Below are 22448 nucleotides of genomic sequence, written 5' to 3'. Positions count from 1 at the left end.
TATGAAATTCATTCTCCCATGGCTCGCCCTCGCGGCGACCACCCTGGCCGCTCCACAGGACGGCTTCATCAACGAGGCAAAATCGAAATACGGTGCGGAGGGCGAAAATGCCGCGAGGTTCCTAGTCGAGCACATGCCGGAAAACGACAAGCTGGGACTGACGAGCGGGTTTCTGATGGGGAATCTCGACCTCGCCCGCCAGGCCCGCGCCGGGTTTCCATGGGCGGGGCAGGTCCCGGAGGAAATCTATCTCAACGACGTGCTGCCCTACGCCGTTTTCGACGAGCCGCGTGAAGCGTGGCGGGCGGAATTTCTGGAAATCGCCCGCCCCATCGTGAAGGGTGCGACGACCGCGACCGAAGCCGCACAAGCTCTCAATCGTGAGTTTTTCAAGCGCATCAACGTCCACTACAACACCGGCCGCAAGCGCCCGAACCAGAGTCCCGGCGAGTCCCGCAAAATCGGCATGGCCAGTTGCACCGGACTCGCGATCATCCTGGTGGACGCCTGCCGCGCGGTCGGCATCCCGGCCCGCGCGGCGGGCACACCGCTGTGGGCGAACGGACGCGGCAATCACACCTGGGTCGAAATTTGGGATGGCGGCTGGCATTTCACCGGCGCGGACGAGTTCGACAAGGAGGGACTCGACCGCGGGTGGTTCACCGGAGACGCGGCGCAGGCCAAGGCGGATGTGCCGGCACATTCGATCTACGCGACCACGTGGAAGCGCGGCGGACTGGCATTTCCACTGGTCTGGGCACCATCGAGCAAGGACGTGGCGGCGGTGAATGTGACGCACCGCTACGCGCGGAAGGACTCGGGCCAAACGCTTTCCAAGATGGGCGTGCGCCTTTCTGAAGACGGCATCGGTGACAAACGGATCGTCGCGAACGGCTGCCTCACCAGCGAAGACGGCCAGGTGCTCGATCGATTCGAAACCAAGGCGGGCCCCGCGGATCTGAACGACATGCCGTCCGTCACCGTCACGCCCGGCACCCGTTACCGGCTGCGCTTCCAGCTCGATGGCGGAACATGGGAAACCGCGACGTTCACCGCGACGAACGGTGAATCGACCCGCGACGTTCACCGCGCCGACCTCACCGCCGTGGCCGCTGAGACGGTGCCAGCGGATCCTCTTTCCCGGCAGGACGCACAACGCGTCACGCAGCTTGAATTCGAAAAGCGCCTCGCCGCCAAGCGAGCCGAACTCAGCGCCGGGATGGAAACCCGGACCATCCAACTGGGGGACAAACGCCTGCGCTGGGAGGAAAAAGCCTTCGGCAAGGCACCTGCGGGAGGGCACAGCCTGTGGATTTCCATGCATGGCGGTGGCGGGGCGCCAACCGCAGTGAACGACCAGCAATGGAAAAACCAAATCAATCTCTATCAACCAACGGAGGGCATCTACCTCGCCCCGCGCGCGCCGGCGGATACCTGGAACCTTTGGCATGAATCCCACATTGATCCGATGTTTCAACGCCTCATCGAGGGCCACATCGCGCTTCGCAACGTCAATCCCGACAAGATCTATCTCATGGGCTACTCCGCCGGCGGTGACGGCGTGTGGCAGCTGGCCCCGCGGATGGCGGACCGGTTTGCGGCGGCCGCGATGATGGCCGGGCACCCGAACGAGGCCAGCCTGTCAGGCCTGCGCAACCTCCCCTTCGCCCTTTTCATGGGCGCGGACGACGCCGCCTACGATCGCAACAAAGTCGCCATCGCCAAAACCGCGGAACTGGCGGCCCTGGCCAAAGCCGATCCCGGCGGCTACCTCCACCTATCCCGAATTTACGAAGGCACCGGCCACTGGATGAACCGCAGGGACGCCGAAGCCTTGCCGTGGATGGCGAGGTTTTCCCGCAATCCATGGCCGAAAAAAGTCGTCTGGCAGCAGGACGACGTGACGCACGATCGTTTCTACTGGCTGAAAATCCCCGATGCCACCGCCACGAAGGCAGGGCAAAAAATCGTCGCCACCGTGGACGGCCAGACGATCCGTCTGGAAGGCGATGTGCCGGCAGGAATGGAATTGCGCCTGTCCGATGAACTGCTGGACCTCGACCAGTCCGTGGAGGTCCAAGTGAACGGCAAGCAATTGTTAGCCGCCAAAGTCCCGCGCACCACGGCAGCCATCCGCCGGACGCTGGAAGAACGTCTGGACCTACCCGCCACCGCGACCGCCGTGCTGCGGTTGCCTTAAAAACGCACAGGGTTATAGATCGCGTGATCATGCACCCGGCGCAGCCGTTGGAGCCGATCGCGCACCTCCTCCCAACCCTCGCCATCAAGCTGGAGGGCCGAAGATGAGTCTGTCGATTCACCGGCCACGGCCAGCCTCCAAGGCATCCAGATCGATGACCGGCCGTATCGCAGGCGTCGATTCCCGCTCGAACGAGCTTCCCAGCTTCACGGTTTCGGCGAAGAACCCGCCGTTGCGCATGAAGAAGGCACCGCCTTTGGCGCCGCCCGCGTAGTCGAGGCGGTATTGCCGCTGGGCGATGTCGTCGCCGCTGAAACGGGCCTTGGTCAGCTCATGCCAGTTTCCCCCGGTGTCCCGCACCCACTGGTTGCCATAGTATGCCATGCGGCTTTGATAGCCGTTCCGATCCGCGAAATTTTCCAGGAACGAGTGCAAGCCGGACAAGTGTTTTCCATAGACACTGCCTGCGGCCGAAGCCCGGAAAGAATCGAAGCGTTCGGAAGGAATCATGCGATGATGCCGAGAGGCTTGGTAGTCTTCCAGTTGCCGCGGGTGAAGTCGGGAAAATCCTGCGGCATGCCGTCTTCCTTGTTCGACTTTTCGCTGAGTGGGGCGACGGCAGACCAGAAGCAGCCTTCATAGACGTTCTGGTCGAGCGGCTCGCCTTTGCGGAGGCACTCGACGATGCGGAACAACATCAGGAAATCCATGCCGCCGTGGCCGCCCATTTTCTTGGCGCGCTCTCCCATGCGCTTGAAAAGCGGATGCTCGTATTTCGCCGCGATGGCTTCGAATTCCTCGGAGCTGGTCCACTCGTGGTAGCTCTTGGTCATGCCTTCGATGGTCATTCCGTTAGGAAAACCCTTGAGGGTGCCCTTGGTGCCTTGGATCAAGTTGTGGCGGGAATATGGGCGCGGCGAGGTTTCATCCCACTGCACCATCACCGTGCGGCCGAGGGCGGTCTTGATGATCGACGTGTTGATGTCGCCGCACTGATAGTCGAGCGTCTTGAACTCCGGCTTGGTCAGATTGGTCGACTTCTCAGCCCACAGTTTGCGGCCTTTCGCAGGCGAGGAGAAGGATGTCAGGCGGCGGAAGTTGTCGTCGCCACGGGCCAGGCTCATATACTGAGCGACCGGGCCGAGGCCGTGGCAAGGGTAGAGGTTCCCGTTGCGCTTCGCGTAGTGGAGCGTGCGCCAAGATCCGGTGGAATCGCCGCCGTTCATCTGGCCGCGAAGCTCGTGAATGTAGGCCGCCTCGCCGTGCAGCAACTCGCCGATCAGACCCTGGCGGACCATGTTGAGGTAGAGCAATTCCTCGCGGCCGTAGTTGACGTTTTCCATCAGCATGCAGTGGCGGCCAGTGGTTTCGGAGGTGTTCACGATATTCCACATCTCCTCGATGGTGAGGGCGATCGGGATCTCGACGAAGGCGTGCGCGCCGGCCTTCATTGCAGCGATTGCCTGTGGCGCGTGGAGCTCCCACGGAGTGGCGATGAACACGGCGTCGGGCTTGGTTTCAGCGAGCATCTTCTGCCACGCGTTCTCTTCGCCGAAATAGACCTTCGGGCTGTGGCCCCTGCCCTTGACGTTTTTCTCGGCCCCCTTGGCACGGCCTTCGTTGAGATCGCAAATGCCGACGACTTCGACGCCTTCGATGGTGGCGAGCTGCGAAATGTGGCCGGACCCGCGGGCACCGACGCCGATGATCGCGACTTTCACCTTGTCGAGCTTGGGTGCGGCGAAGTCGCCCATGTATTTGGCACCCGTTAGGCGGGAAGGAGCGGCAGTCTGGGCATGCGCGAAGGGCGGCAGCGCGGCGAGCCCCGCAGCGAGGCTGCCGATGGACTTGATGAAGTTGCGACGGGGAGTGAAATTGGATGCTTCTGGAGTCATGGATTGATGTTGGTTGGAATTGTGGTTAGATAATCGATTGATTGATGGCTTTGAAAAATTCGAGCGTGCGGGCCAGGCCCTCATCCAGGCTATGGCGCGGGATCCACCCGGCGGCCCGGAGCTTGTCCGCGCTGGCGCGGGAATGCCTGACATCTCCGGCGCGCTCGGCGGCATGAATGATCCTGGAGTCCGATCCCGCGGCTTCGATCAATCCGTCAGCGAGGTCGTTGATGGTGATCTGGCCACCGTAGCCCGCGTTGAAAACCCCGGTGACTCCGGGCGTCTCCACCGCGAAGGCGAGCGCCCCGGCGATGTCTTGCACGTAGATGAAATCCCGCGTCTGCCCGCCATCGCCGAAGATGGTGATGTCCTCGCCACGCACGGCCTTTTCGATGAAAATCGGCACGGCGGCGGCATAGGCGCCCTTGGGATCCTGCCGTGGACCGAAGACGTTGAAGAAGCGGATGGCGGCGGTTTCCAACCTGCCCTCGTTCTGGAACATCCCGAGGTAATATTCGCCGTCGAGCTTGGTGATCGCATACGGGCTCTTCGGCTCGGGGAGCATGGATTCGAGCTTCGGCACCGTCGGATTGTCGCCGTAAATCGCGGCGGAAGAAGCGAAGACGAGTTTCTTCACTCCGGCAGCCGACGCTTCTTCCAGCACGTTGAGCAGGCCGTGAACATTGATGTCCACGCACTCACCAGGCTTCGCCATCGACTCCGGCACGCTGACGAGCGCTGCAAGGTGGAAGATATAGTCCACGCCTTCGACGGACTTTTTCACCAACTCCCGGTCGGTGATCGAGCCTTCGATAAACGTATGCCGGAGCCCGTCCAAATTATGGCGGTAGCCGGTGCGGAGATTGTCGAGGACACGGATTTCCTCCGCCTTGTCCTGATAGAGTTCCACGATGTGGGAGCCGATGAAGCCGGAGCCGCCGGTGATGAGGATTTTCATGAGGATGAACGATTGTGTGAGGGTTCAACCGGCATGGGAAGCCACTACTCTTTCCATTTCCGGAAGACGTTTTTCAATCGCGGCGACAAAGGCGAACTGGTTGCGGCAGCGGTCGAGGTTGTGGTCCGGATGTTTGATTTTGAAATAGACGTCGCCCAGCAAGAAATCGGTCAGGAAACGGATGCCGCATTCGAGGGTGAGGAGCTTTCCGGAAAACGCGAGATTTCCCACCTCGGCGGCGTTCAAGAATGAGCCTGCGGAAGTCATGTAGCCGCCGACCAGCGCCTCGAAACGATCGATGCGTAAATCCAGTTTCCCGAGATCGGTCGAGTCTTCCCGCGTGCTGGGCGTCGCGGTGCGCACCATGTCGCCGAAGTCGTAGAGCGCCGAGCCGGGCATCGTGGTGTCCAGATCGATCACGCAAACGCCTTCCGCCGTCTCATCGTCTAGCAGGACGTTGTTCAGCTTGGTGTCGTTGTGCGTCACCCGCTCGGGAATGACGCCTGTGGCGATGAGATCGGTGATGCGCGAGCAGTCGGCGGCGCGGGACAGGACGAAGTCGATTTCCGCTTTCAAACCCGCCGCCCGGTTCAGCGGATCCGCCTCGATCGAGGCCCTCAGCGCCTCAAGCCGCTTCGGAGTGTTGTGGAAATTCGGGATCGTTTCATGGAGTCGCCCGCCCCCGAGGCCGGCGGCGAGTTTCTGGAAATTTCCGAAAGCCTTGGCCGCCTGGAACGCCTGCTCGTTGCTCTCGATCTCATCATAACCGGTGGCGCGCTCGATGAACGGATAGACACGCCAGTAGTTGCCGAGCGCATCGATCGCATAGGGCTTGCCATCGACGGCTGGAATACACGTGAGAGTCCTGCGGTGGGCTTCGGGATGTCCCGCTTCGAGGAGCCGCTCCAGCGAGTGACGGGTCACCCGCGCGATGTTCTCCATCAGCTCAACCGGTGTCTTGAAAACGTTCGTATTGATGCGCTGGAGGATGAAGCGGACACGCAGCAAGCCGGCCTGGTCGAAACTCGCGCAGTAGGTGTCGTTAATGTGACCCAAGCCATAGGGAATCCCATCGACGAAGTCGGCACGGATGTCGAAAAGGGCGGAAATTTCACGAAGATTCGGAACTGCGATGGAGGACATGAAAGTGGCAACCCGCAAAGATTATCCTGTGATAAATACCGGAGTCAACCGCATTCTCAGAAAGCATCCGTGCCACCGGGGATCGGCAGGAGCCCCGGCCAGGACGGAATCGACGGTCGGGGTGCTCGCCGCAGCCTGTTCATTGGATTCCGAGTTCGCGCCTCACCTCAACAAACGCGGTGACGGCGCGTTCCAGATCTTCCCGCGTATGGGCGGCGCTGATCTGGGTGCGAATCCGCGCCTTGCCCTGCGGCACGACCGGATAGCTGAATCCAATCACATAGACTCCGCGGGCCAGCATGGCGTCGGCGAAGCGGGTGGCGAGCGCCGCATCTCCTAACATGACCGGGACAATCGGATGCTCGCCCGGCGCGATGTCGAAACAGGCCTCCGTCATTGCATGGCGAAAACAGCGGGTGTTGGCCTCCAGAGTATCGCGCAGGCCTGTCGATTGCTTCAGCAGTTCGAGCGCCTTCAGCGAGGCACCCGCGATGACCGGCGCGAGGGTGTTGCTGAACAAATACGGGCGTGATCGCTGGCGCAGCAGATCAATGATTTCGCGCCGACCACTGGTATAACCGCCACTGGCACCACCGAGCGCCTTGCCGAGCGTGCCGGTGATGATGTCGATACGTCCCATCACCCCGCAATGTTCATGAGTGCCGCGGCCTAGCTTGCCCATGAAGCCCACGGCATGGGAATCATCCACCATCACCAAGGCGTTGTATTTGTCCGCCAAATCACAAATGGCCTGCAGCGGGGCGATGAAGCCGTCCATTGAGAACACGCCGTCGGTGGCGATCAGTTTGAAACGCGCGCCCTGTTCATCGGCTTCGATCAACCTTGCCTCGAGATCGGCCATGTCGCGGTTCTTGTAACGGAAGCGCAGCGCCTTGCACAGCCGCACCCCGTCGATGATCGACGCGTGGTTGAGCTCGTCGCTGATGACGGCATCCTCCGGGCCTAACACGGTTTCGAACAGGCCGCCATTCGCATCGAAACAAGATCCGTAGAGGATGGTGTCTTCGGTGCCGAGGAAATCGGTCAGACTATTCTCCAAATCCTTGTGCACCCGCTGGGTCCCGCAAATAAACCGAACGCTGGCGAGGCCGTATCCCCATTGGTCCAGCGCGTCATGCGCGGCCTGCTTGATCCGTGGATCCTGCGCGAGTCCGAGGTAGTTGTTAGCACACATGTTGAGCACGGGCCTGCCATCCGTGGTTTCCACCATCGCCCCTTGCGGAGTGGTGAGCGTGCGCTCGCGTTTGTAAGTCCCGGCGGCACGGATGGCGTCGAGCTGGGCGGTCAGGTGGGTCTGGAATGAGGTATAGGCCTTCATGATTGATTAATGGAAAACGGTCCAATCGAGAACGACCTTGCCGCTCATTCCCGTTTGCATGACTTCGAATCCTTTTTCAAATTCATCGGCACCGAAGCGATGCGTGATCACCGGTTTGATATTCAGCCCGCAGTCCAACATGACACTCATCTTGTACCAGGTTTCATACATTTCGCGGCCGTAAATCCCCTTGATGGTGAGCATGTTGAAAATGACCTTGTTCCAATCGATCGCCATCGGCTCGGCGGGAATGCCGAGCATGGCGATCTTGCCGCCGTGACACATGGCGTCGATCATGTCGCGGAAGGCGGCCGGGTTGCCGCTCATTTCCAGCCCCACGTCGAAACCCTCCTTGATGCGCAATTGCTTCCGCACATCATCCAAGCTGCCCTTGGTCACATTGAGCGCCACATCGGCCCCGAGCGACTTCGCTAGATCCAGGCGGTAGTCGTTGACGTCCGTGATCACCACATGGCGGGCTCCGGCATGTTTCGCGATCGCCACCGCCATCACGCCGATGGGTCCCGCGCCGGTGATAAGCACATCCTCACCTAGCAAATCAAACGAGAGCGCGGTGTGGGTGGCATTGCCAAGCGGGTCGAAGATGGAAGCCACTTCCAGATCCACGTCCGGCGAGTGATGCCAGACATTCGTCATCGGCACGCTGACCAACTCGGCGAACGCGCCCGGGCGGTTCACGCCGATCCCAACGGTGTCCTTGCAGAGATGCCGCCGGCCCGCAAGGCAGTTGCGACAGCGGCCGCACACCACATGGCCTTCCGCGCTGACGATTTCGCCCGGGTGGAAATCGCTCACGTTGGAACCCACCACCACGACTTCCCCTACGAACTCATGCCCGACCACCATCGGGACGGGGATGGTTTTCCGCGCCCAGGCATCCCATTTGTAAATGTGCAGGTCGGTGCCGCAGATGCCGGTTTTAAGAACCTTGATGAGCACGTCATTGATGCCCACCGCAGGCTCGGGGACATCCTGCAACCACAATCCGGGTTCTGCTTTGGCTTTCACGAGTGCTTTCATGACGGGTCGCAGTTAGATCGTGTCCGGGGAACTGAAGGCGGGCAGATTGAGCCGTTCAAGCCAAAGTGGTCGAGCAAGATGGAAAGCGTCATGACTTCCGGGATACTGGATGTGATTCCGGTGGATTGACAATGCCAGATCCGCACACCATCGTCAACACCGGCAAGCATGAGGCGGTGTTGTTCCTGGTGGTGATCTATCGGTGAGGACGGCTGCAGGGCCATTTCATCTGCCTGCACCGATGCGATAACAGTGGCAGCGACTCGGCTTGATCATTTGCCGTCCCAATTCCGAATCACCAGCCGCCGCCGAGCGCTTTGTAAAGGTTTACGGAATTGATCTCGCGGGCGAGGCGCAGCCGGATGAGCGTCTGGCGCGAGTTGAACAAATCGAGCGTGGCGGTGAGCACTTCGAAATAACTGTCCACGCCCTTGTTATAGCGGGCGGTCGCCAGGTCCGTGCGCTTCTGTTGGGCGGCGACCAGGCTTTCCGTCGCCGAAATCCTCTCGGCCAGTCCGCTGCGGGCGGCGAGGCTGTCGGCCACTTCGCGGAAGCCGGTCTGGATGGAACGCTCATAGCGGGCGATCTCGATGTTCTTGCGGATCTCCGCGGTTTCCAAGTTCGCCTTGTTGCGACCGCCGGTGAAAATCGGGACCGTCACGTTGGGCGAAAACATCCAGCTGCCGGTGCCGTTGGTGAATAGGTCCGCCAGCTCGCGGCTGGAGCTGCCGCCGCTGGCCGTGAGCGCGACTCGGGGAAAAAACGCGGCGCGGGCGGCTCCGATGTTCGCGTTCGCGGCGCGCAACTGGTGTTCCGCCTCGCGGATATCCGGGCGGCGGCGCAGCAGGTCGGAGGAAACCCCGGCCTTCACCTCGGCGACGACGACCTGGTCGAGCGAGCGGCCGTTAGGCAGGCTGGCGGGCAGCGAGCCGCCGGCGAGGAAGACCAGCGAGTTGTTGATCTCGCGGCTGCGCTGGCGGAAAGCCGCCAGATCCGCCTTCGCGGTTTGCCGCTGGATTTCCATCGAACTGAGATCGAGCTCGGAAACCGTGCCGGTATCGAAGCGCTGCTTCATCAGGTCGTAGGCGGCGTTCATCCCGTCGAAGGTCTGCTGGGCGAGCGTGATCTGCTCGTCCAGCGCGCGCTCGGCGAGGTATTGGTTCGCCACCTCCGCCACCAGCGAGATCTGCGCGCCGACGCGTGCCGCGTCGCTGGCGAAGTAGCTTTCCAACGCCGCGCTGTTCAGGCTGCGGACCCGGCCGAAGAGATCGAGCTCGTAGGAAACCAAGCCGACGGAAACCTCATACGAATCCGTGCGCATCAAGTCACTGGAGCTGGGATTGCCGAGCCCCTGCTTGCGCTGGCCCGAGGCGAAGCCGTTGACCGTCGGAAACAGCTCGCTGCGCGAAATCGCGTATTGCGCGCGGGACTGCTCGACGTTCAAAGCCGCCACCCGCAGGTCGCGGTTGTTCGCCAGCGACACCTCGACGAGTTTCCGCAGGCGCGGGTCGGTGAAGAATTTCTGCCAGGCGATGTCGGCGGAAACCTCGCCGCCGGTGTTTCCCGGAAATTTCGCGGAGACCGGCGACTTCACCGGATCGAGCGACGGCACGAGCGAGCACGCGCCTGATAGCAAGGCCACGGCGAGGATGGAAACAAATGACTTACGCATGATGGATTTCTCCTTTCTTCCCGGTGAAACGGGCGACGATTTTGCTGACGACCACGAAGAACACCGGCACCAGGAAAATCGCGAGGAAGGTGCCCGAGATCATCCCGCCGGCGACTCCGGTGCCGATCGCGTTCTGGCTGGCGGAACCCGCGCCGGTGCTGATAGCCAGCGGCACCACGCCGAGCACGAAGGCCATCGAGGTCATCAGAATGGGCCGCAGCCGCAGCTTCACCGCAGTGAGGATGGATTCGGTCAGGCCCTTGCCCTGACTCTGCAGGCCCATTGCAAACTCGATGATCAGGATCGCGTTCTTGGTCGAGAGCCCGACGGTCGTCAACAGGCCGACCTTGAAATACACGTCGTTCGGCAAGTCGCGGAACGAGACGGCGGCGAGCGCGCCGATGATCCCTAGCGGCACCACCATGATGACCGCCACCGGGATCGACCAGCTCTCGTAAAGCGCTGCAAGGCAGAGGAAAACGATCAGGATCGAAACGCCGTAAAGCATCGGCGCCTGGTTGCCGGAAATCCGCTCTTCCAGCGACTGGCCGCTCCACGAGAAACCGATCCCCGCGGGCAGTTGCGCCGCCATGGTTTCCATTTCCAGCATCGCGTCGCCGGAGCTCAGGCCGGGGGCCGCGGAACCGACGATGTTGATCGCGGGAATGCCGTTATAGCGTTGGAGCTGCGGCGAGCCGAAGGTCCAGCGGGTGGTGGTGAACGACGACAGCGGCACCATTCCGCCGCTCTTGTTGCGGACGTAAACCTTGCCCAGATCCTCGGGCTTCATCCGGAACGGCGCGTCGAGCTGCACGATCACCCGCTGCACCCGCGGGCCGTTGACGAAGTTGTTCACGTAGGACGAGCCGAAGGCGGTCTGCATGGTCGTGTTGATGTCCGCCAGGGAAACGCCGAGCGCGGCGGCCTTGTCCTGGTCGAGGTCGATCTTCATCTGCGCGGCGTCGGCGAGGCCCTGCGGCCGCACCATCATGAGCTTGGGATTCTGCGCGGCCATGCCTAGCAGTTGGCCGCGCGCCTCGTTGAGTTTCTCATGGCCCACGCCGCCCACGTCCTGCAGCCAGAAATCGAAACCGGACGAGGTTCCCAGCTCGGGAATGGCCGGCGGGTTGAGCGGGAAAACCATCGCGTCCTTGATCCCGCCAAGCCCCATCATCGCCCGCTGGATCACGGCCTGCACGCGGTGCTCCTTGCCCTCGCGCTCTTCCCACGGCTTCAAGCGGAGGAAGGCGAGCGCCGAGTTCTGCGCCCGGCCCGCGAAGCTGAATCCGGCGACCGTGAAGTAGTGGTCGATCTCCGGCTGCTTGGAGAAATACTCCTCCACCTTTTTCAGCGCCTCGCCCGTCCGCGCGTCGGTCGCTCCGACCGGCAGCGAGATCAGCGTGATGAAATAGCCCTGATCCTCCTCGGGAAGGAAGGACGACGGCATCTTCTTGTAGAGCGCCACCATCAGGAACATCACCAGCCCCAGGACGGCGATGCCGGCGAACCAGCGCTTCACCAGCACGCCGACCCAGCCCTGATAGCGGCGGGTGAAGGCGTCGAACGCGCGGTTGAAGCCGCCGAAAAACCCGCCCTTCGCGTGATGGTGGCCGGCGTCCACCTGTTTGAGAAGCGAGCCGCACAGCGCCGGAGTTAGGGAAAGCGCGAGGAACACCGAGAACAACATGCACGACACCATCGACATCGTGAACTGCCGGTAAATCGTCCCCACCGAGCCGCCGAAGAACGCCATCGGGATGAACACCGCGGTGAGCACCAGCGTGATTCCTATCAGCGCGCTGGTGATCTGGCCCATCGCCTTGCGCGTCGCCTCCTTCGCCGGCAGGCCCTCCTCGCTCATGATCCGCTCGACGTTCTCCACGACCACGATCGCGTCATCCACCAGAATCCCGATGGCCAGCACCATCCCGAACATGGTGAGCACGTTGATGGAGAATCCGAAGGCCGCCATCAGGCCGCAGGTGCCTAGCAGCGCGACCGGCACCACCAGCGTCGGGATCAGCGTGGCGCGGATGTTTTGCAGGAACAAATACATCACCAGGAACACCAGGATGATCGCCTCGATGAGCGTCTTGAGCACTTCCTCCACGGAAATCTTCACGAAGGTGGAGGTGTCGAGCGGATAGATCACCTTCACGCCCGGCGGGAAGAACTCCTTGAGCCGGTCCACCTCGGCCCGCACGGCGGCGGCGGTGTCGAGCGCGTTGGCGGTGGGCGAGAGCTTGACCGCGGCGGCGGACGCCGGCTTGCCGTCGATGCGCGCCTTGATCGAGTAATCCTGCCCGCCCAGCTCGACGCGGGCGACGTCGCGCAGATAGACCCGCGAGCCGTCGGGATTGACTCGCAGGACGATGCCCTTGAACTCGTCCACCTCGCGCAGCGTGGCGCGGGCTTGCAGGATCACGTTGATCTGCTGGCCCTCCACCGCGGGCAGCTGGCCGAGCTGGCCGACGGGCACCTGGGTGTTCTGCGCCTGGATGGCGGCGGAAATGTCGCCGGGCGTGAGTTTGAAGCTCACCAGCTTGTCCGGGTCCAGCCAGACGCGCATGGCATACTGGGTGCCGAACTGGATCACCTCGCCCACGCCCGGCACGCGGCGGATCGGGTCGAGCACGTTAGAGGCGAGATAGTTCCCGAGGCCGATGGCGTCCATGCTGCCGTCCTCCGACGCGAGCGTGATGAACATCATGAAGTTCCGCGTCGCCTTGGCCACCACCACGCCCTGCTGCTGGACGGTGAGCGGCAGGCTCGGCGTGGCGAGCTGCACCTTGTTCTGGACCTGCACCTGGGCGACGTCCGGGCTGGTTCCGGGCTTGAAATAAAGCGTGATGATCGCCGTGCCGTTCGCATCGCTGGCGGACGACATGTAGAGCAAATTGTCGATGCCGTTGAGCTGCTGCTCGATGACGGAGGTCACCGTGTCGCCCAGCGTCTCGGCGGACGCGCCGGCGTAGTTCGCGGTGATCGAGATCGATGGCGGGGCCACGCTCGGATACTGCGCGACGGGCAGTCCGGTGAGGGCGATGCCGCCGAGAAGGCAGATCAGAATGGCGATCACCCAGGCGAACACCGGGCGGTCAATGAAGAAGCGTGCCATGAAATTGAATGATTAGTTTTTGGCGGCGGGAACGAACGGCTCGGGGACGACCGGCGCGCCGGGCCGCGCTTTGAGCAGACCTTCGATGATCACGCGCTCGCCCGCTTTCAGGCCGGAGGCGACGACCCATTTGTCGCCGGTCATCTCCGCGGTGCGGATCATCCGGACCTGGGCGAGGTTCTGGTCATCCACGACCATCACGCTGCCCATCCCGCCGGGCGCGCGGGTGACGGCGCGCTGCGGCACGGTGACGACGTTTTCCCTAACCGCCTGGACCACCCGCGCGCGGGCGAACATGCCGGGCAGCAGGTCGTGGTCGGGATTGGGAAACTCGGCGCGCAGCGTGACCATGCCGGTCGTTTCATCCACCGAGGCGTCCGAGAAAAGGATGCGCCCGGTCTTGCCATACTCGCTGCCGTCTTCGAGCAGGAGAGTGATCTTGCTTTGATCCGAACCCGCCTTTTTCAACGCGATGAGATCCACGCTCGACTGGGTGAAGTCGAAATAGATCGGGTCGAGCTGTTGGATGACCGCCAGCAGGGTCGGGCTCCCCTGCCCCACCAGCGCGCCTTCCGTCACTTCCGCCTTGCCGATGCGGCCGGAAATCGGCGCGGTCACCGAGGCGTAGCCGAGATTGAGCTCGACGGTGGCCAGCGCCGCCCTGGCCGCCAGCACGTCGGCGTTGGCCACGACCAGGGCGGACTCCGCGTTGTCGGCGTCCTGCTTGCTAACGGCATTGATCGCCACCAGCTCGCGGAAGCGGCTGACCTGGTTCTCCGCCTGTTTCACGTTCGCCTCGGCGCGGGCGAGATTGGCTGTCGCCACGCCATGCAGGGCTTGCAGCGGCGCGGGATCGATTTGGAAAAGCACGTCGCCCGCCTTCACATCGGCGCCTTCCTCGAAGGTTTTCTTGAGCAGGATTCCGGCCACCCGCGCCCGGATTTCCGCCACCCGCACCGCGTCGATCCGGCCCGGCAGGTCGCGGGTGATGGTGACGGTTTCCACCGTGGCGGGCAGAAATGTCACTGCCGCGGGTGGCATTTGCGGCAGCTTGGCGGGTGCCTTTTTCCCGCAACTCGGGAGCAACAACCAGATGACGGACAAGGGAACAAAGAGAATCGGACGCATGGCAGGTGGACAGGAAAGGCCCGAACGCTTGTTCGGGCAAGCCTAGCTGTCACCCCGATTTACCATCGCGGAATGACTTTGATGTTTCCATGCTGGTAACTTTTGATTACCAGTCCGGCGGATGGAACTCCGACATTTGAGATACTACGTGGCGGTGGCCGAGGAACTGAGTTTCCGCAAGGCCGCCCAGCGCCTGAACATCAGCCGGCCCGCGCTGAGCAAGCAGATCAAGGATTTGGAAAACGAGATCGCCGTCAAACTGCTCGACCGCGACACCGTCAACGTCTCGCTGACCCAGGCCGGCGAGGTTTTCCTCGAAGACTCGCAGAAACTGCTGCTCCACGCCGGGCAGGCCGTCGAGCGTGCGCACCAAGCCCAGTCCGGCCACCGCGGCAAACTCCGGATCGGCAGCGTGGGCGTCATCGCCACCGATTTCCTACCCAAGGCGCTGAAGATTTTCCATCAGAAATACCCCGGCGTGGAGGTCGCCTTCGTCGAGATGCTGCCCGCCGAGCAGCTCGCCGCGCTGGCCGCCGGCAAGATCGACATCGGCTTCGCCTACGGCAAGGAAGTGGCCAACATCGCCAGCCTGCGCCGCGTGCGCGTGATCCACTCGGTTTACGGCGTCGCCATTTCCCGCCAGCATCCGCTCGCCGCCCGCAAGCAAATCACCCTCGAAGAAGTCCGGCAGGAACCGCTGCTCTGCCTCGGCCGCTCCGGCCACCGCGAGACGATCTGCCAGTTCTACACCGACGCCGGCTGCAAGCCCGCCAGAATCCGCGAGGTCGACGGCTTCGACTCGATGGTCACCCTCATCGCCGCGGACCAGGGCATCTCGCTGTTTCCCCATGTGCTCGATCTGGCGAATCAGGACATCGTCATTCTCCCGATCACGCCGGGCGGCTCGGACCTCGACTTCCACATGTGGGCCGTCTGGCAGCGCCACATGCCGTCGCACCACATCAAGCACTTCGTCCAGTTGCTCGAAGAGCGGGTGCAGGGGACGGGCAAGGACGGGTGAACCACAGAACGTGTCAGGAGTGTCCCACGACTTCTTCCTTTCAGCCTCTCAGATCCTACTCCATGCGCCCGCTCGACTCTCCGGACCCCTCTCCCACACCCAGCCGCAATCCGGTCGGGTCTGACAATGGCTCGGGTCTTGATCCGACGCTCCCCGACTTGACCATTCAGGCATTTCAGCTACGTTCCCAACATCGCTATGCACTTCACCCCATCGAAGCCGCTCTTCAATATCACCGTGCCCACGCCGAAATCCCCGGCGAAGAAGGCCACGGCGGCTGTGGTTTCGAAGAGGCCGAAGCTCACTACCGAGCAGGCGCTCAAGGGATACGACTACCTGAAATCCCGCAGCTCGCGCAGCAGCTCCGGGAGTTGAGCCGTCTCGGGCCTGTTGACCGCGCCGGCCGCAAGTCGCTCAGGAAATGGGGCGGAGGAACACGGTCACGTTTTCGATGAGGACCGCTTCCTCCGGCACTGGATCGACCAAGGAAAACGCGGTGGAGCCGAACACCAGGTTTACTACGATCCGAAAACCGGGCGCTGGTTCAAGCGCCTCTACCACGGTGTCAACTCCAGCATTCTCGGCGATTACCTCGTCCGAATGCGCCTCCATGCGGTGCTCTTCCCCGAGACCGCCTATCGGCTGGAAGGATTCACCATCAATCCGAAAAGCAAGGACCTTGCCCCGGTCGTCTCCCAGCCCCACGTCGAGGTGGACACCTCCCGCCCGCTGGTCACCAAGTCCGAGACCGACGACCTCATGGCCACGATGGGCTTCGCACCGGTGCAGCTGATCCACGATGGCAAGCTCCAGCGCGCGATGCACGCTAACGGTCCAGCCATGCTCTTCGGTGCCGCACGCGAAATCATCCGCGCCGCCACAGGCCGTGGTCCTTGGAGCGCCGTCATTATCCCCTCCACCAACTTCCTCGTTGGCCTTCCTCCGCTCGAAGCACCCGCAATGGCTCAGGACCCAACCGCCGCCCCGGCCAAAAAGACCGTCCGTAAAATCACCCGCAAACCCAAAACCCGGCAAGGATGATCCACCGCGGCTGGCCCGCTCATCTCCTCTGGGGCTGAACGCCATTCGGTCCCTCCGCGACCTCTGCGCCTCCGCGGTTCACTCTGATCCCCTCCTCTGCCGCCGGTGGCTCATCCATCCGGATTCCTCCCCCCGCTTTCGGCCTTCGCGCGTCACCTCGTCTTCGCCTTTCCTTCGCCTTTCCTTCGCGGCGACCCGTGATCGCCGCTACGCCGCCCTCGATTTTTCTCTTTTGCACTTCCCAGCGCCCCGCTTTCCAGCCTTCACTCTTCACACAAGAAAGGCCGCCGGCCCTTGCGGACCGACGACCCTCTTGATACCGCGATGCGGCGTTGCTTGATCCATCTTTCGACGGTCAGATCAAGCTCTTCGCATCGTCATTCAAGCTCCTGGAGAGCCGTCCTGAAAGTGGCTGGGCGCGTCTCGCGCCAGACCGTTGCCGGAGCGTCTCGCTCCGAGCCCGCTCCCCAGTCCGCCGGTAGGGCGTATCCGGCCCGGTCCGCCCACTTCACCTTCTGCCGCCGGAGGCTCATGCATCCGGTTTCCTCGCAAACCCGAGAACACCGACGCCGCGCCGCCACTTTCCCGCCCGGAACCCACCCGTCGTCCCGGCTCCGCGCCCCCTCTGCTTCCTTCGCGTCCCTGCGGTTAAAAAATCCCCGTCTCCCCATCCAAAATTCAAAATTCAAAATCCAATCCCCCGCCCCAGTCCGCCGGTAGGGCGTATCCGGCCCGGTCCGCCCACTTCACCTTCTCCCGCCGGAGGCTCATTCATCCGGATTCCTCGTAATCGCCCGCTTCGGCGTCAGCAACCGCCACTTCGACCTTCGCAACGACCACTCCGGCCTTAGCAACGAGCACTTAACCCTTAGCAACGGCCACTTCGGTCTTCGCAATGACCACTTCGGCCTTCGCAACGACCACTTCGGCCTTCGCATCGGCCGCTTCGGCCTTCGCATCGGCCACTTCGGCGTTCGCAACGACCGCTTCGGTCTTCGCAATGACCACTTCGGTCTTCGCAACGACCGCTTCAATGGTCGCAATGAGCGTTCGGCGGCTACGTGGCTCACATCTTGACTCATCGTCCATAGACCTTGCGACGGATTCAGCATGGACTTTGAGTCATGCCGAAAAATGATCCCGTTCTTGCCGCCCTTGGGCAAAACGTCCGCCAAAACCGCGAAACCAAGCACCTCACCCAAGAAAAACTCGCTGAGTTCTCAGGTCTCGACCCGACCTACATCAGTGGCATCGAAAGGGGGCTCCGAAACGCTGGCATCAAAAATGTCGCAAAGATTGCCAAGGCCCTTGGAATCACGACCGCCGAACTCTGCGAGGGGGTGGAGGCGTGAGTGCGAAACGCAAGGAAAAGCCGGCGGCGACGAGGACGTCTACGCCCAAAGCTCCGAAAAAAGCATCAGCGCCGAGAGCTGCAACAGTTCTCAAGGAGGATCCAACACCGTATCGCTTCACCCCAGCGCCCGCCGCCCCAAAATCGGCGCACGCGAACGCTGAATCTCCCCGTTTTATTGACCTCTTTTGCGGCATTGGTGGCTTCCGCATCGCCTTCGAGAAAGCCGGGGGCAAGTGTGTCTTTTCCAGCGATTACGACAAGTTCAGCCAGCAGACTTACAAGGCAAACTTCGGCGAGCTTCCCCATGGCGACATCAATAAAGTCGAAGTAGCGGACATCCCTTCGCACGACATCCTTTGTGCCGGATTTCCGTGCCAGCCGTTCAGCATTGCCGGGGTTTCCAAGAAGAACAGCCTTGGACGGCTCCATGGTTTCGATGATGTGAAGCAGGGCAATCTATTTTTCTCGATCGCGGATATCCTCGACCATCACAGACCAGCTGCCTTTGTTCTTGAGAACGTGAAGAATCTCAAAGGCCACGATAAAGGAAGAACCTTTGCGGTGATTAAGGACACATTGGAAAGTGTTTTGGGATACACGATCTATACGAAGATCATCGATGCGAAGACAGTCGTGCCGCAGCATCGCGAGAGGATTTTTATTGTGGGCTTTCGCGAGAAGCGGGACTTCGAGTTTCCTGTTTTTCCCGAGCAGGGGCCGCTTCTTGGCACCATTCTCGAATCCCGCCCCGATGCGAAATATACTCTGACCGATCATCTTTGGAATTACCTCCAGAACTACGCGGCAAAGCATAAAGCGGCAGGGAACGGATTCGGGTTTGGACTCGTCACAGGATCGGATACAACGCGCACTCTGAGTGCCCGCTATCACAAGGACGGCTCGGAAATTCTTATCGCTCAAAAGGGCAAGAATCCTCGCCGATTGACTCCCCGCGAGTGCGCACGGCTGATGGGTTACCCCGATGACTACAAATTGGTCTGCTCCGACACGCAGGCTTATCGCCAATTTGGCAACTCGGTGGTCGTTCCCGTCGTGGAGCGAATTGCGGAAACTGTAATGGCGACATTGAAAAAGCCCGCGGAACAGAAGTTGGATCTCGTGTTGAGGGACAAAAAGAAATCCGAGGACGCTGGCGAGATCCCTCCACGCCTATATCCAGGGACGAAATACCCGGCAAAGAAACGCACGAGAACAAAGAAATGACTCTCGATAATCTAGCCCTGATTTTTAAGGAAGCAGGATGCCGGAACCTATACGCAAAGGTTCTCGCGAAGAATGACAACTCCAAGCAGCAGATCTACTTCGGTCCGGGTTTCTCAGCGCTCAGCCTTTTCCCCAACCGAGGTGTCAGCCCCGACGTCAAACCGGGTAATGAAACCTTCAAAGCCCAAATGTCATTCTCGTGGATAGGGGTTGATGGTCAGCTCTCCCACGCACCGGGAGCGCAACTCATTCTCTATCCGCAATATCCCGAAGTTCGGTTTTCTGGATTTCTCCGTGGCTGTCCGAACGGCCCAAACCAACTTCTCACCTCCCGTGAGCATGGGAGGATTTTGTTTCTCGGTGTGACTCGGAATGAGTCCGTAATCGGTTTTGTCGCCCCGGTCGGGTCCGATCTCGCCAACGAGTTTATCAAGAAATATCACGAACCAGATACTGGTGTCTTTTCCGAAATTGCGCTGCCCGTAGCGACAGGTAATCGTGATGCGCGGACAGGACTTCTCGCCGAACTTCTGAGAATCCATAGGCTCGGCTGGATCGATTCCAAGAGGCTTGGAGGTGACGGAAGTATCCTCCCATGCAAATCTTCAAACTGCGGTGGATATACGCTTGAGGCGGAACTTGGAGTTATCCCGAACGGACGTTCAGAACCCGACTTTCTAGGTTTCGAGGTGAAACAAACGGCGGTGCCTAGCTTCGAGCGACTGGAATCTGGCATCATCACCCTGATGACACCGGAACCCACAGGCGGACTGTATCAAGATGCAGGGACGAAAGTGTTCCTCCGTAAGTACGGTTATGCGGACAAGAAGGGACGCGAAGACCGGATCAACTTTGGAGGCAACTTCAAGGTTGGAGCGCGCAACGACACCACTGGACTGACCATGCACTTGCTCGGATACAGCCACGGTAAGATTGACGACAAGAATGGTGTGGTGGCATTGGTCGCGGATGATGGTGAAATCGCCGCGTCATGGAACTTCCAAGGTATGATGGAGCATTGGGCGCGGAAACACGCCCACGCCGCTTATGTGCCGTCCATGTTGAGGAAAGATCCCGTCCAGCAATATTGTTATTCTCGATCTGTCCGTTTGGCCTCCAAGCCCGATTTTCTATTGGTGCTTCGTGCACTAGATAAGGGTGTGATCTACTACGATCCCGGAATCAAACTTGAGAACGCCACTACTCAAAAGTCACGCATCAAGAAGAGAAGTCAGTTCCGCATCAAGTCAAAGGATCTCGGGGCGATCTACGGGCTTTGCGAGAACATCGATGTAGGAGATCCAAGTTAAGGAATGAATCTTTTTCAAAGGTCGAAAATACCTGACGAGAGGAAGAAGCTGTTCCGGCCGGCCTCGTTTTAATTCCCTCGAATTCGAGGGAATTAAAATCCGGGTTGTTGGGGAACCGGGCGATCCATCGGTCTGCGAGGAATGCTACGACGTGGCAGAGGCGGAGGAAATGGCGGCGACCTATGGCCGGATCATCGGGATACTCATGGCGCAGCGCGATTCGCAGGCGAATGGCAGCGGGGTGAGCGGCATTCGAGAAAGGATTCTCTCACGCAGCGGAAACGCTGAGGCCCGCTTTGACGAGTTCGGCACGCAGACCGTCGGGGTAGTAGGTCCATGAAAACGGCACGCGCAGGAGCGGGAGCTGGTTGCGGGCGAAGACTTCGTTGACGAAGCGGTCGCGCTCGACGCGGTCCGGGAGGGCGTGGGAGCTGTCGTCCAGCTCGATGCCGCACAAGATCCGGCTGGTGGCGGAGTCGGTGACGACGAAGTCGATGTGTTTGCGCGAGATCTTGTTGAAGGCGGTTTGCCAGCCGGGGCCTTGCGCGGCATTGAACAGATCGGCAAGGCGGACCTTGGAGGAGATCCGGTGTGAGGAATGGACGAGCGGCTCAAGCACGGCGAAGAAGGCCAGCTCGGCGGGAGTCATGAGGTTTTCGCAGCGCTGGATCAGGTCGAGCGGGTTGTTTGCCGGGGCGGGGAAAGCCGCGGGCAACGGCGGTGGGGATTGCCGTTTCGCCGGACCCGGCTTGCGACGGGGCGACGAGGGGCGCTTCGATTTTTTGAGAATCCCGGAAAGAACCGATATGGCGATCACCGCCCCGATGAAGTATGGCATGGAGTTGGCGAAAGGCTTGGCAGGCGGAGTTGTCACCGTGGCATCCCGCGCCACATCTCCCCAGCTCTGCGGCCCGGACACGGGTTGGACGGGTGCTGCCGGGCGTGGCGCTTGGGCTGGCGATGGAACCGGGGTGAGAGTGTAGGCGGGGCGGGGCGCGCTTTGCACGGGGTCTGCGACTGGCGAAGAAGGAAGGGCGGTCTGTGCAACGCGGCGGCTCACACCAGCGGGAAGTCCGCCTGAGGCTGGAGACGGCTGTGGATTGACGGTAAAAATCCGACCGGTGGAGTTCTCGACCGGCTGAACCGGATTCACATTGGACGAGTAAGTTGAATTGTCTGGAGACGCGACACTCCTCTGGCCCTGGGTGTCCAACTTCTGCATGACCTCGGCCTCGCCCGGAGCCGTCGCGCCGATGAAGTTATGGTTGTCCACCCACGCTGCCTTCACACCGCTCGCCAGCACGTCGACACGGATCACCCCGATTTTCCATGCGCCATATTGCGGCCGCGCATCGTTCCATGCGGTCCAGCCTTGCGGCTCCTTTTTCCTCCAGCGCCGGCTCAAAAGCTCGACCTGCCAGCATTTGCCCTCCTTGAGATAGTTTTTGGCAGGGAGTTCATATTGCGTCAGTGTCCCGTCTGAAAATTTCACGAATCCATCCCGGCCCGGCAGGAAGAGTGCGTTCCTCGCGATCAGGCGGTCCACCGCGTCGGTAATCGCCCAACTCGGGCGCTCTTGCGCCAAGGCGGGAGCGGCAAGGGCTACCAGAAAACAAAAAACGCGGGCAAATCGATTCACTAACTCAAACATCTAGCGACCCTGACGTGTCCGGCAACCACCAAAAGGAAGCCCTACGCGATCGCGTGGGAGGTCAGGGTCTGGTAGGGGCGACCCTGGATGATGCGGGTGGCGATGATATCGCCAATGCCGGGGACATGACCCGCTTTTCACCGGCCGACATGTCGGCCAGTGGGAAAGCTCCGACATGTCGGAGCAGTCCAGATAGGAATGGCGGCGACCTATGGCCGGATCATCGGGATACTCATGGCGCAGCGCGAGTTGATTGACGAATGACGATTGTTGATTGTTGATTTTGGATTTTTGAAGTGACGGAGCGGCTTTTCAGTATCCGATCAAAAATCAACAATCGGAGTTCATCAATC

18 protein-coding genes are annotated in these 22448 nt (G+C 61.2%); 7 read left to right on the top strand and 11 right to left on the bottom strand.

Translation table 11 applies throughout. The features are described from left to right. The first annotated feature begins 1 nt into the window (after nt 1). Nucleotides 2-2200, top strand: coding sequence for a transglutaminase domain-containing protein (locus AC4DF4_RS08425; RefSeq protein WP_490047677.1), 2199 nt, complete (start codon nt 2-4; stop codon nt 2198-2200). 117 nt (nt 2201-2317) lie between these two features. Here the strand turns inward: AC4DF4_RS08425 and AC4DF4_RS08420 are convergent, their stop codons facing one another. The 9 genes from AC4DF4_RS08420 to AC4DF4_RS08380 all read right to left on the bottom strand — a co-directional run bounded on the left by AC4DF4_RS08420 (nt 2318) and on the right by AC4DF4_RS08380 (nt 14494). Next, nucleotides 2318-2710, bottom strand: a complete 393-nt coding sequence (locus AC4DF4_RS08420; protein ID WP_490047676.1) for a DUF3472 domain-containing protein — start codon at nt 2708-2710, stop codon at nt 2318-2320. Then, entirely contained in the window at nt 2707-4095 is a 1389-nt protein-coding gene (locus AC4DF4_RS08415) for a Gfo/Idh/MocA family protein (RefSeq protein WP_490047675.1), read from the bottom strand. The genes AC4DF4_RS08420 and AC4DF4_RS08415 overlap by 4 nt, the downstream gene beginning before the upstream one ends. Before the next feature lie 25 nt (nt 4096-4120). After that, complete coding sequence (locus AC4DF4_RS08410) at nt 4121-5053, bottom strand: NAD-dependent epimerase/dehydratase family protein (RefSeq protein ID WP_490047674.1); 933 nt, start codon at nt 5051-5053, stop codon at nt 4121-4123. A gap of 24 nt (nt 5054-5077) precedes the next feature. Then, the gene (locus AC4DF4_RS08405; protein ID WP_490047673.1) at nt 5078-6196 is read right to left on the bottom strand and encodes a phosphotransferase enzyme family protein; all 1119 of its coding nucleotides are present in this window, start codon (nt 6194-6196) and stop codon (nt 5078-5080) included. A gap of 139 nt (nt 6197-6335) precedes the next feature. Next, entirely contained in the window at nt 6336-7535 is a 1200-nt protein-coding gene (locus tag AC4DF4_RS08400) for a glycine C-acetyltransferase (protein ID WP_490047672.1), read from the bottom strand. Between the two features lie 6 nt (nt 7536-7541). Continuing rightward, nucleotides 7542-8576 (bottom strand): L-threonine 3-dehydrogenase, encoded by a 1035-nt coding sequence (gene tdh, locus AC4DF4_RS08395; RefSeq protein WP_490047671.1) that lies wholly within the window; start codon nt 8574-8576, stop codon nt 7542-7544. 295 nt (nt 8577-8871) lie between these two features. Then, a complete protein-coding gene (locus tag AC4DF4_RS08390; protein WP_490047670.1) occupies nt 8872-10248 on the bottom strand; it encodes an efflux transporter outer membrane subunit in 1377 nt (458 codons plus the stop codon). Further along, nucleotides 10241-13366, bottom strand: a complete 3126-nt coding sequence (locus tag AC4DF4_RS08385; protein WP_490047669.1) for an efflux RND transporter permease subunit — start codon at nt 13364-13366, stop codon at nt 10241-10243. Before AC4DF4_RS08385 ends, AC4DF4_RS08390 begins: the two co-directional genes overlap by 8 nt. Before the next feature lie 12 nt (nt 13367-13378). Continuing rightward, entirely contained in the window at nt 13379-14494 is a 1116-nt protein-coding gene (locus AC4DF4_RS08380) for an efflux RND transporter periplasmic adaptor subunit (protein ID WP_490047668.1), read from the bottom strand. Nucleotides 14495-14615: 121 nt separating this feature from the next. On the opposite strand from AC4DF4_RS08380, the gene AC4DF4_RS08375 reads away from it, so the two are divergent. The 3 genes from AC4DF4_RS08375 to AC4DF4_RS08365 all read left to right on the top strand — a co-directional run bounded on the left by AC4DF4_RS08375 (nt 14616) and on the right by AC4DF4_RS08365 (nt 16556). After that, complete coding sequence (locus tag AC4DF4_RS08375; protein ID WP_490047667.1) at nt 14616-15515, top strand: LysR family transcriptional regulator; 900 nt, start codon at nt 14616-14618, stop codon at nt 15513-15515. A gap of 198 nt (nt 15516-15713) precedes the next feature. Beyond that, the gene (locus tag AC4DF4_RS08370; protein ID WP_490047666.1) at nt 15714-15890 is read left to right on the top strand and encodes a hypothetical protein; all 177 of its coding nucleotides are present in this window, start codon (nt 15714-15716) and stop codon (nt 15888-15890) included. 15 nt (nt 15891-15905) lie between these two features. Then, nucleotides 15906-16556, top strand: coding sequence for a putative polyvalent protein kinase domain-containing protein (locus AC4DF4_RS08365; RefSeq protein ID WP_490047665.1), 651 nt, complete (start codon nt 15906-15908; stop codon nt 16554-16556). Nucleotides 16557-17417: 861 nt separating this feature from the next. Here the strand turns inward: AC4DF4_RS08365 and AC4DF4_RS08360 are convergent. Further along, on the bottom strand, nt 17418-17645 hold the full coding sequence (locus AC4DF4_RS08360) for a hypothetical protein (RefSeq protein WP_490047664.1): 228 nt from the start codon (nt 17643-17645) through the stop codon (nt 17418-17420). A 35-nt stretch (nt 17646-17680) separates the two neighbouring features. Between AC4DF4_RS08360 and AC4DF4_RS08355 the strand changes: the two genes are divergently transcribed. From AC4DF4_RS08355 to AC4DF4_RS08345, 3 genes are all read left to right on the top strand, one after another. After that, complete coding sequence (locus tag AC4DF4_RS08355) at nt 17681-17908, top strand: helix-turn-helix domain-containing protein (RefSeq protein WP_490047663.1); 228 nt, start codon at nt 17681-17683, stop codon at nt 17906-17908. Nucleotides 17909-18084: 176 nt separating this feature from the next. Then, the gene (gene dcm, locus AC4DF4_RS08350; protein WP_490047686.1) at nt 18085-19134 is read left to right on the top strand and encodes a DNA (cytosine-5-)-methyltransferase; all 1050 of its coding nucleotides are present in this window, start codon (nt 18085-18087) and stop codon (nt 19132-19134) included. Beyond that, complete coding sequence (locus AC4DF4_RS08345; protein ID WP_490047662.1) at nt 19131-20444, top strand: MvaI/BcnI family restriction endonuclease; 1314 nt, start codon at nt 19131-19133, stop codon at nt 20442-20444. Before dcm ends, AC4DF4_RS08345 begins: the two co-directional genes overlap by 4 nt. 268 nt (nt 20445-20712) lie before the next feature. Here the strand turns inward: AC4DF4_RS08345 and AC4DF4_RS08340 are convergent, their stop codons facing one another. Continuing rightward, nucleotides 20713-22083, bottom strand: a complete 1371-nt coding sequence (locus tag AC4DF4_RS08340; RefSeq protein WP_490047661.1) for a DUF2726 domain-containing protein — start codon at nt 22081-22083, stop codon at nt 20713-20715. Between the last annotated feature and the right edge of the window lie 365 nt (nt 22084-22448).

Source organism: Luteolibacter sp., assembly GCF_058122085.1.
The sequence above is the reverse complement of the archived record's forward strand: the minus strand, read 5'-3'. Positions and strand labels throughout refer to the sequence as shown.

Bases quoted from the DNA above. Each gene is read 5' to 3' on its own strand.
- AC4DF4_RS08425 (WP_490047677.1), top strand. From the start codon at position 2: ATGAAATTCATTCTCCCATGGCTCGCCCTCGCGGCGACCACCCTGGCC.
- AC4DF4_RS08420 (WP_490047676.1), bottom strand. From the start codon at position 2,710: ATGATTCCTTCCGAACGCTTCGATTCTTTCCGGGCTTCGGCCGCAGGC.
- AC4DF4_RS08415 (WP_490047675.1), bottom strand. From the start codon at position 4,095: ATGACTCCAGAAGCATCCAATTTCACTCCCCGTCGCAACTTCATCAAG.
- AC4DF4_RS08410 (WP_490047674.1), bottom strand. From the start codon at position 5,053: ATGAAAATCCTCATCACCGGCGGCTCCGGCTTCATCGGCTCCCACATC.
- AC4DF4_RS08405 (WP_490047673.1), bottom strand. From the start codon at position 6,196: ATGTCCTCCATCGCAGTTCCGAATCTTCGTGAAATTTCCGCCCTTTTC.
- AC4DF4_RS08400 (WP_490047672.1), bottom strand. From the start codon at position 7,535: ATGAAGGCCTATACCTCATTCCAGACCCACCTGACCGCCCAGCTCGAC.
- tdh (WP_490047671.1), bottom strand. From the start codon at position 8,576: ATGAAAGCACTCGTGAAAGCCAAAGCAGAACCCGGATTGTGGTTGCAG.
- AC4DF4_RS08390 (WP_490047670.1), bottom strand. From the start codon at position 10,248: ATGCGTAAGTCATTTGTTTCCATCCTCGCCGTGGCCTTGCTATCAGGC.
- AC4DF4_RS08385 (WP_490047669.1), bottom strand. From the start codon at position 13,366: ATGGCACGCTTCTTCATTGACCGCCCGGTGTTCGCCTGGGTGATCGCC.
- AC4DF4_RS08380 (WP_490047668.1), bottom strand. From the start codon at position 14,494: ATGCGTCCGATTCTCTTTGTTCCCTTGTCCGTCATCTGGTTGTTGCTC.
- AC4DF4_RS08375 (WP_490047667.1), top strand. From the start codon at position 14,616: ATGGAACTCCGACATTTGAGATACTACGTGGCGGTGGCCGAGGAACTG.
- AC4DF4_RS08370 (WP_490047666.1), top strand. From the start codon at position 15,714: ATGCACTTCACCCCATCGAAGCCGCTCTTCAATATCACCGTGCCCACG.
- AC4DF4_RS08360 (WP_490047664.1), bottom strand. From the start codon at position 17,645: ATGGACGATGAGTCAAGATGTGAGCCACGTAGCCGCCGAACGCTCATT.
- AC4DF4_RS08355 (WP_490047663.1), top strand. From the start codon at position 17,681: ATGCCGAAAAATGATCCCGTTCTTGCCGCCCTTGGGCAAAACGTCCGC.
- AC4DF4_RS08345 (WP_490047662.1), top strand. From the start codon at position 19,131: ATGACTCTCGATAATCTAGCCCTGATTTTTAAGGAAGCAGGATGCCGG.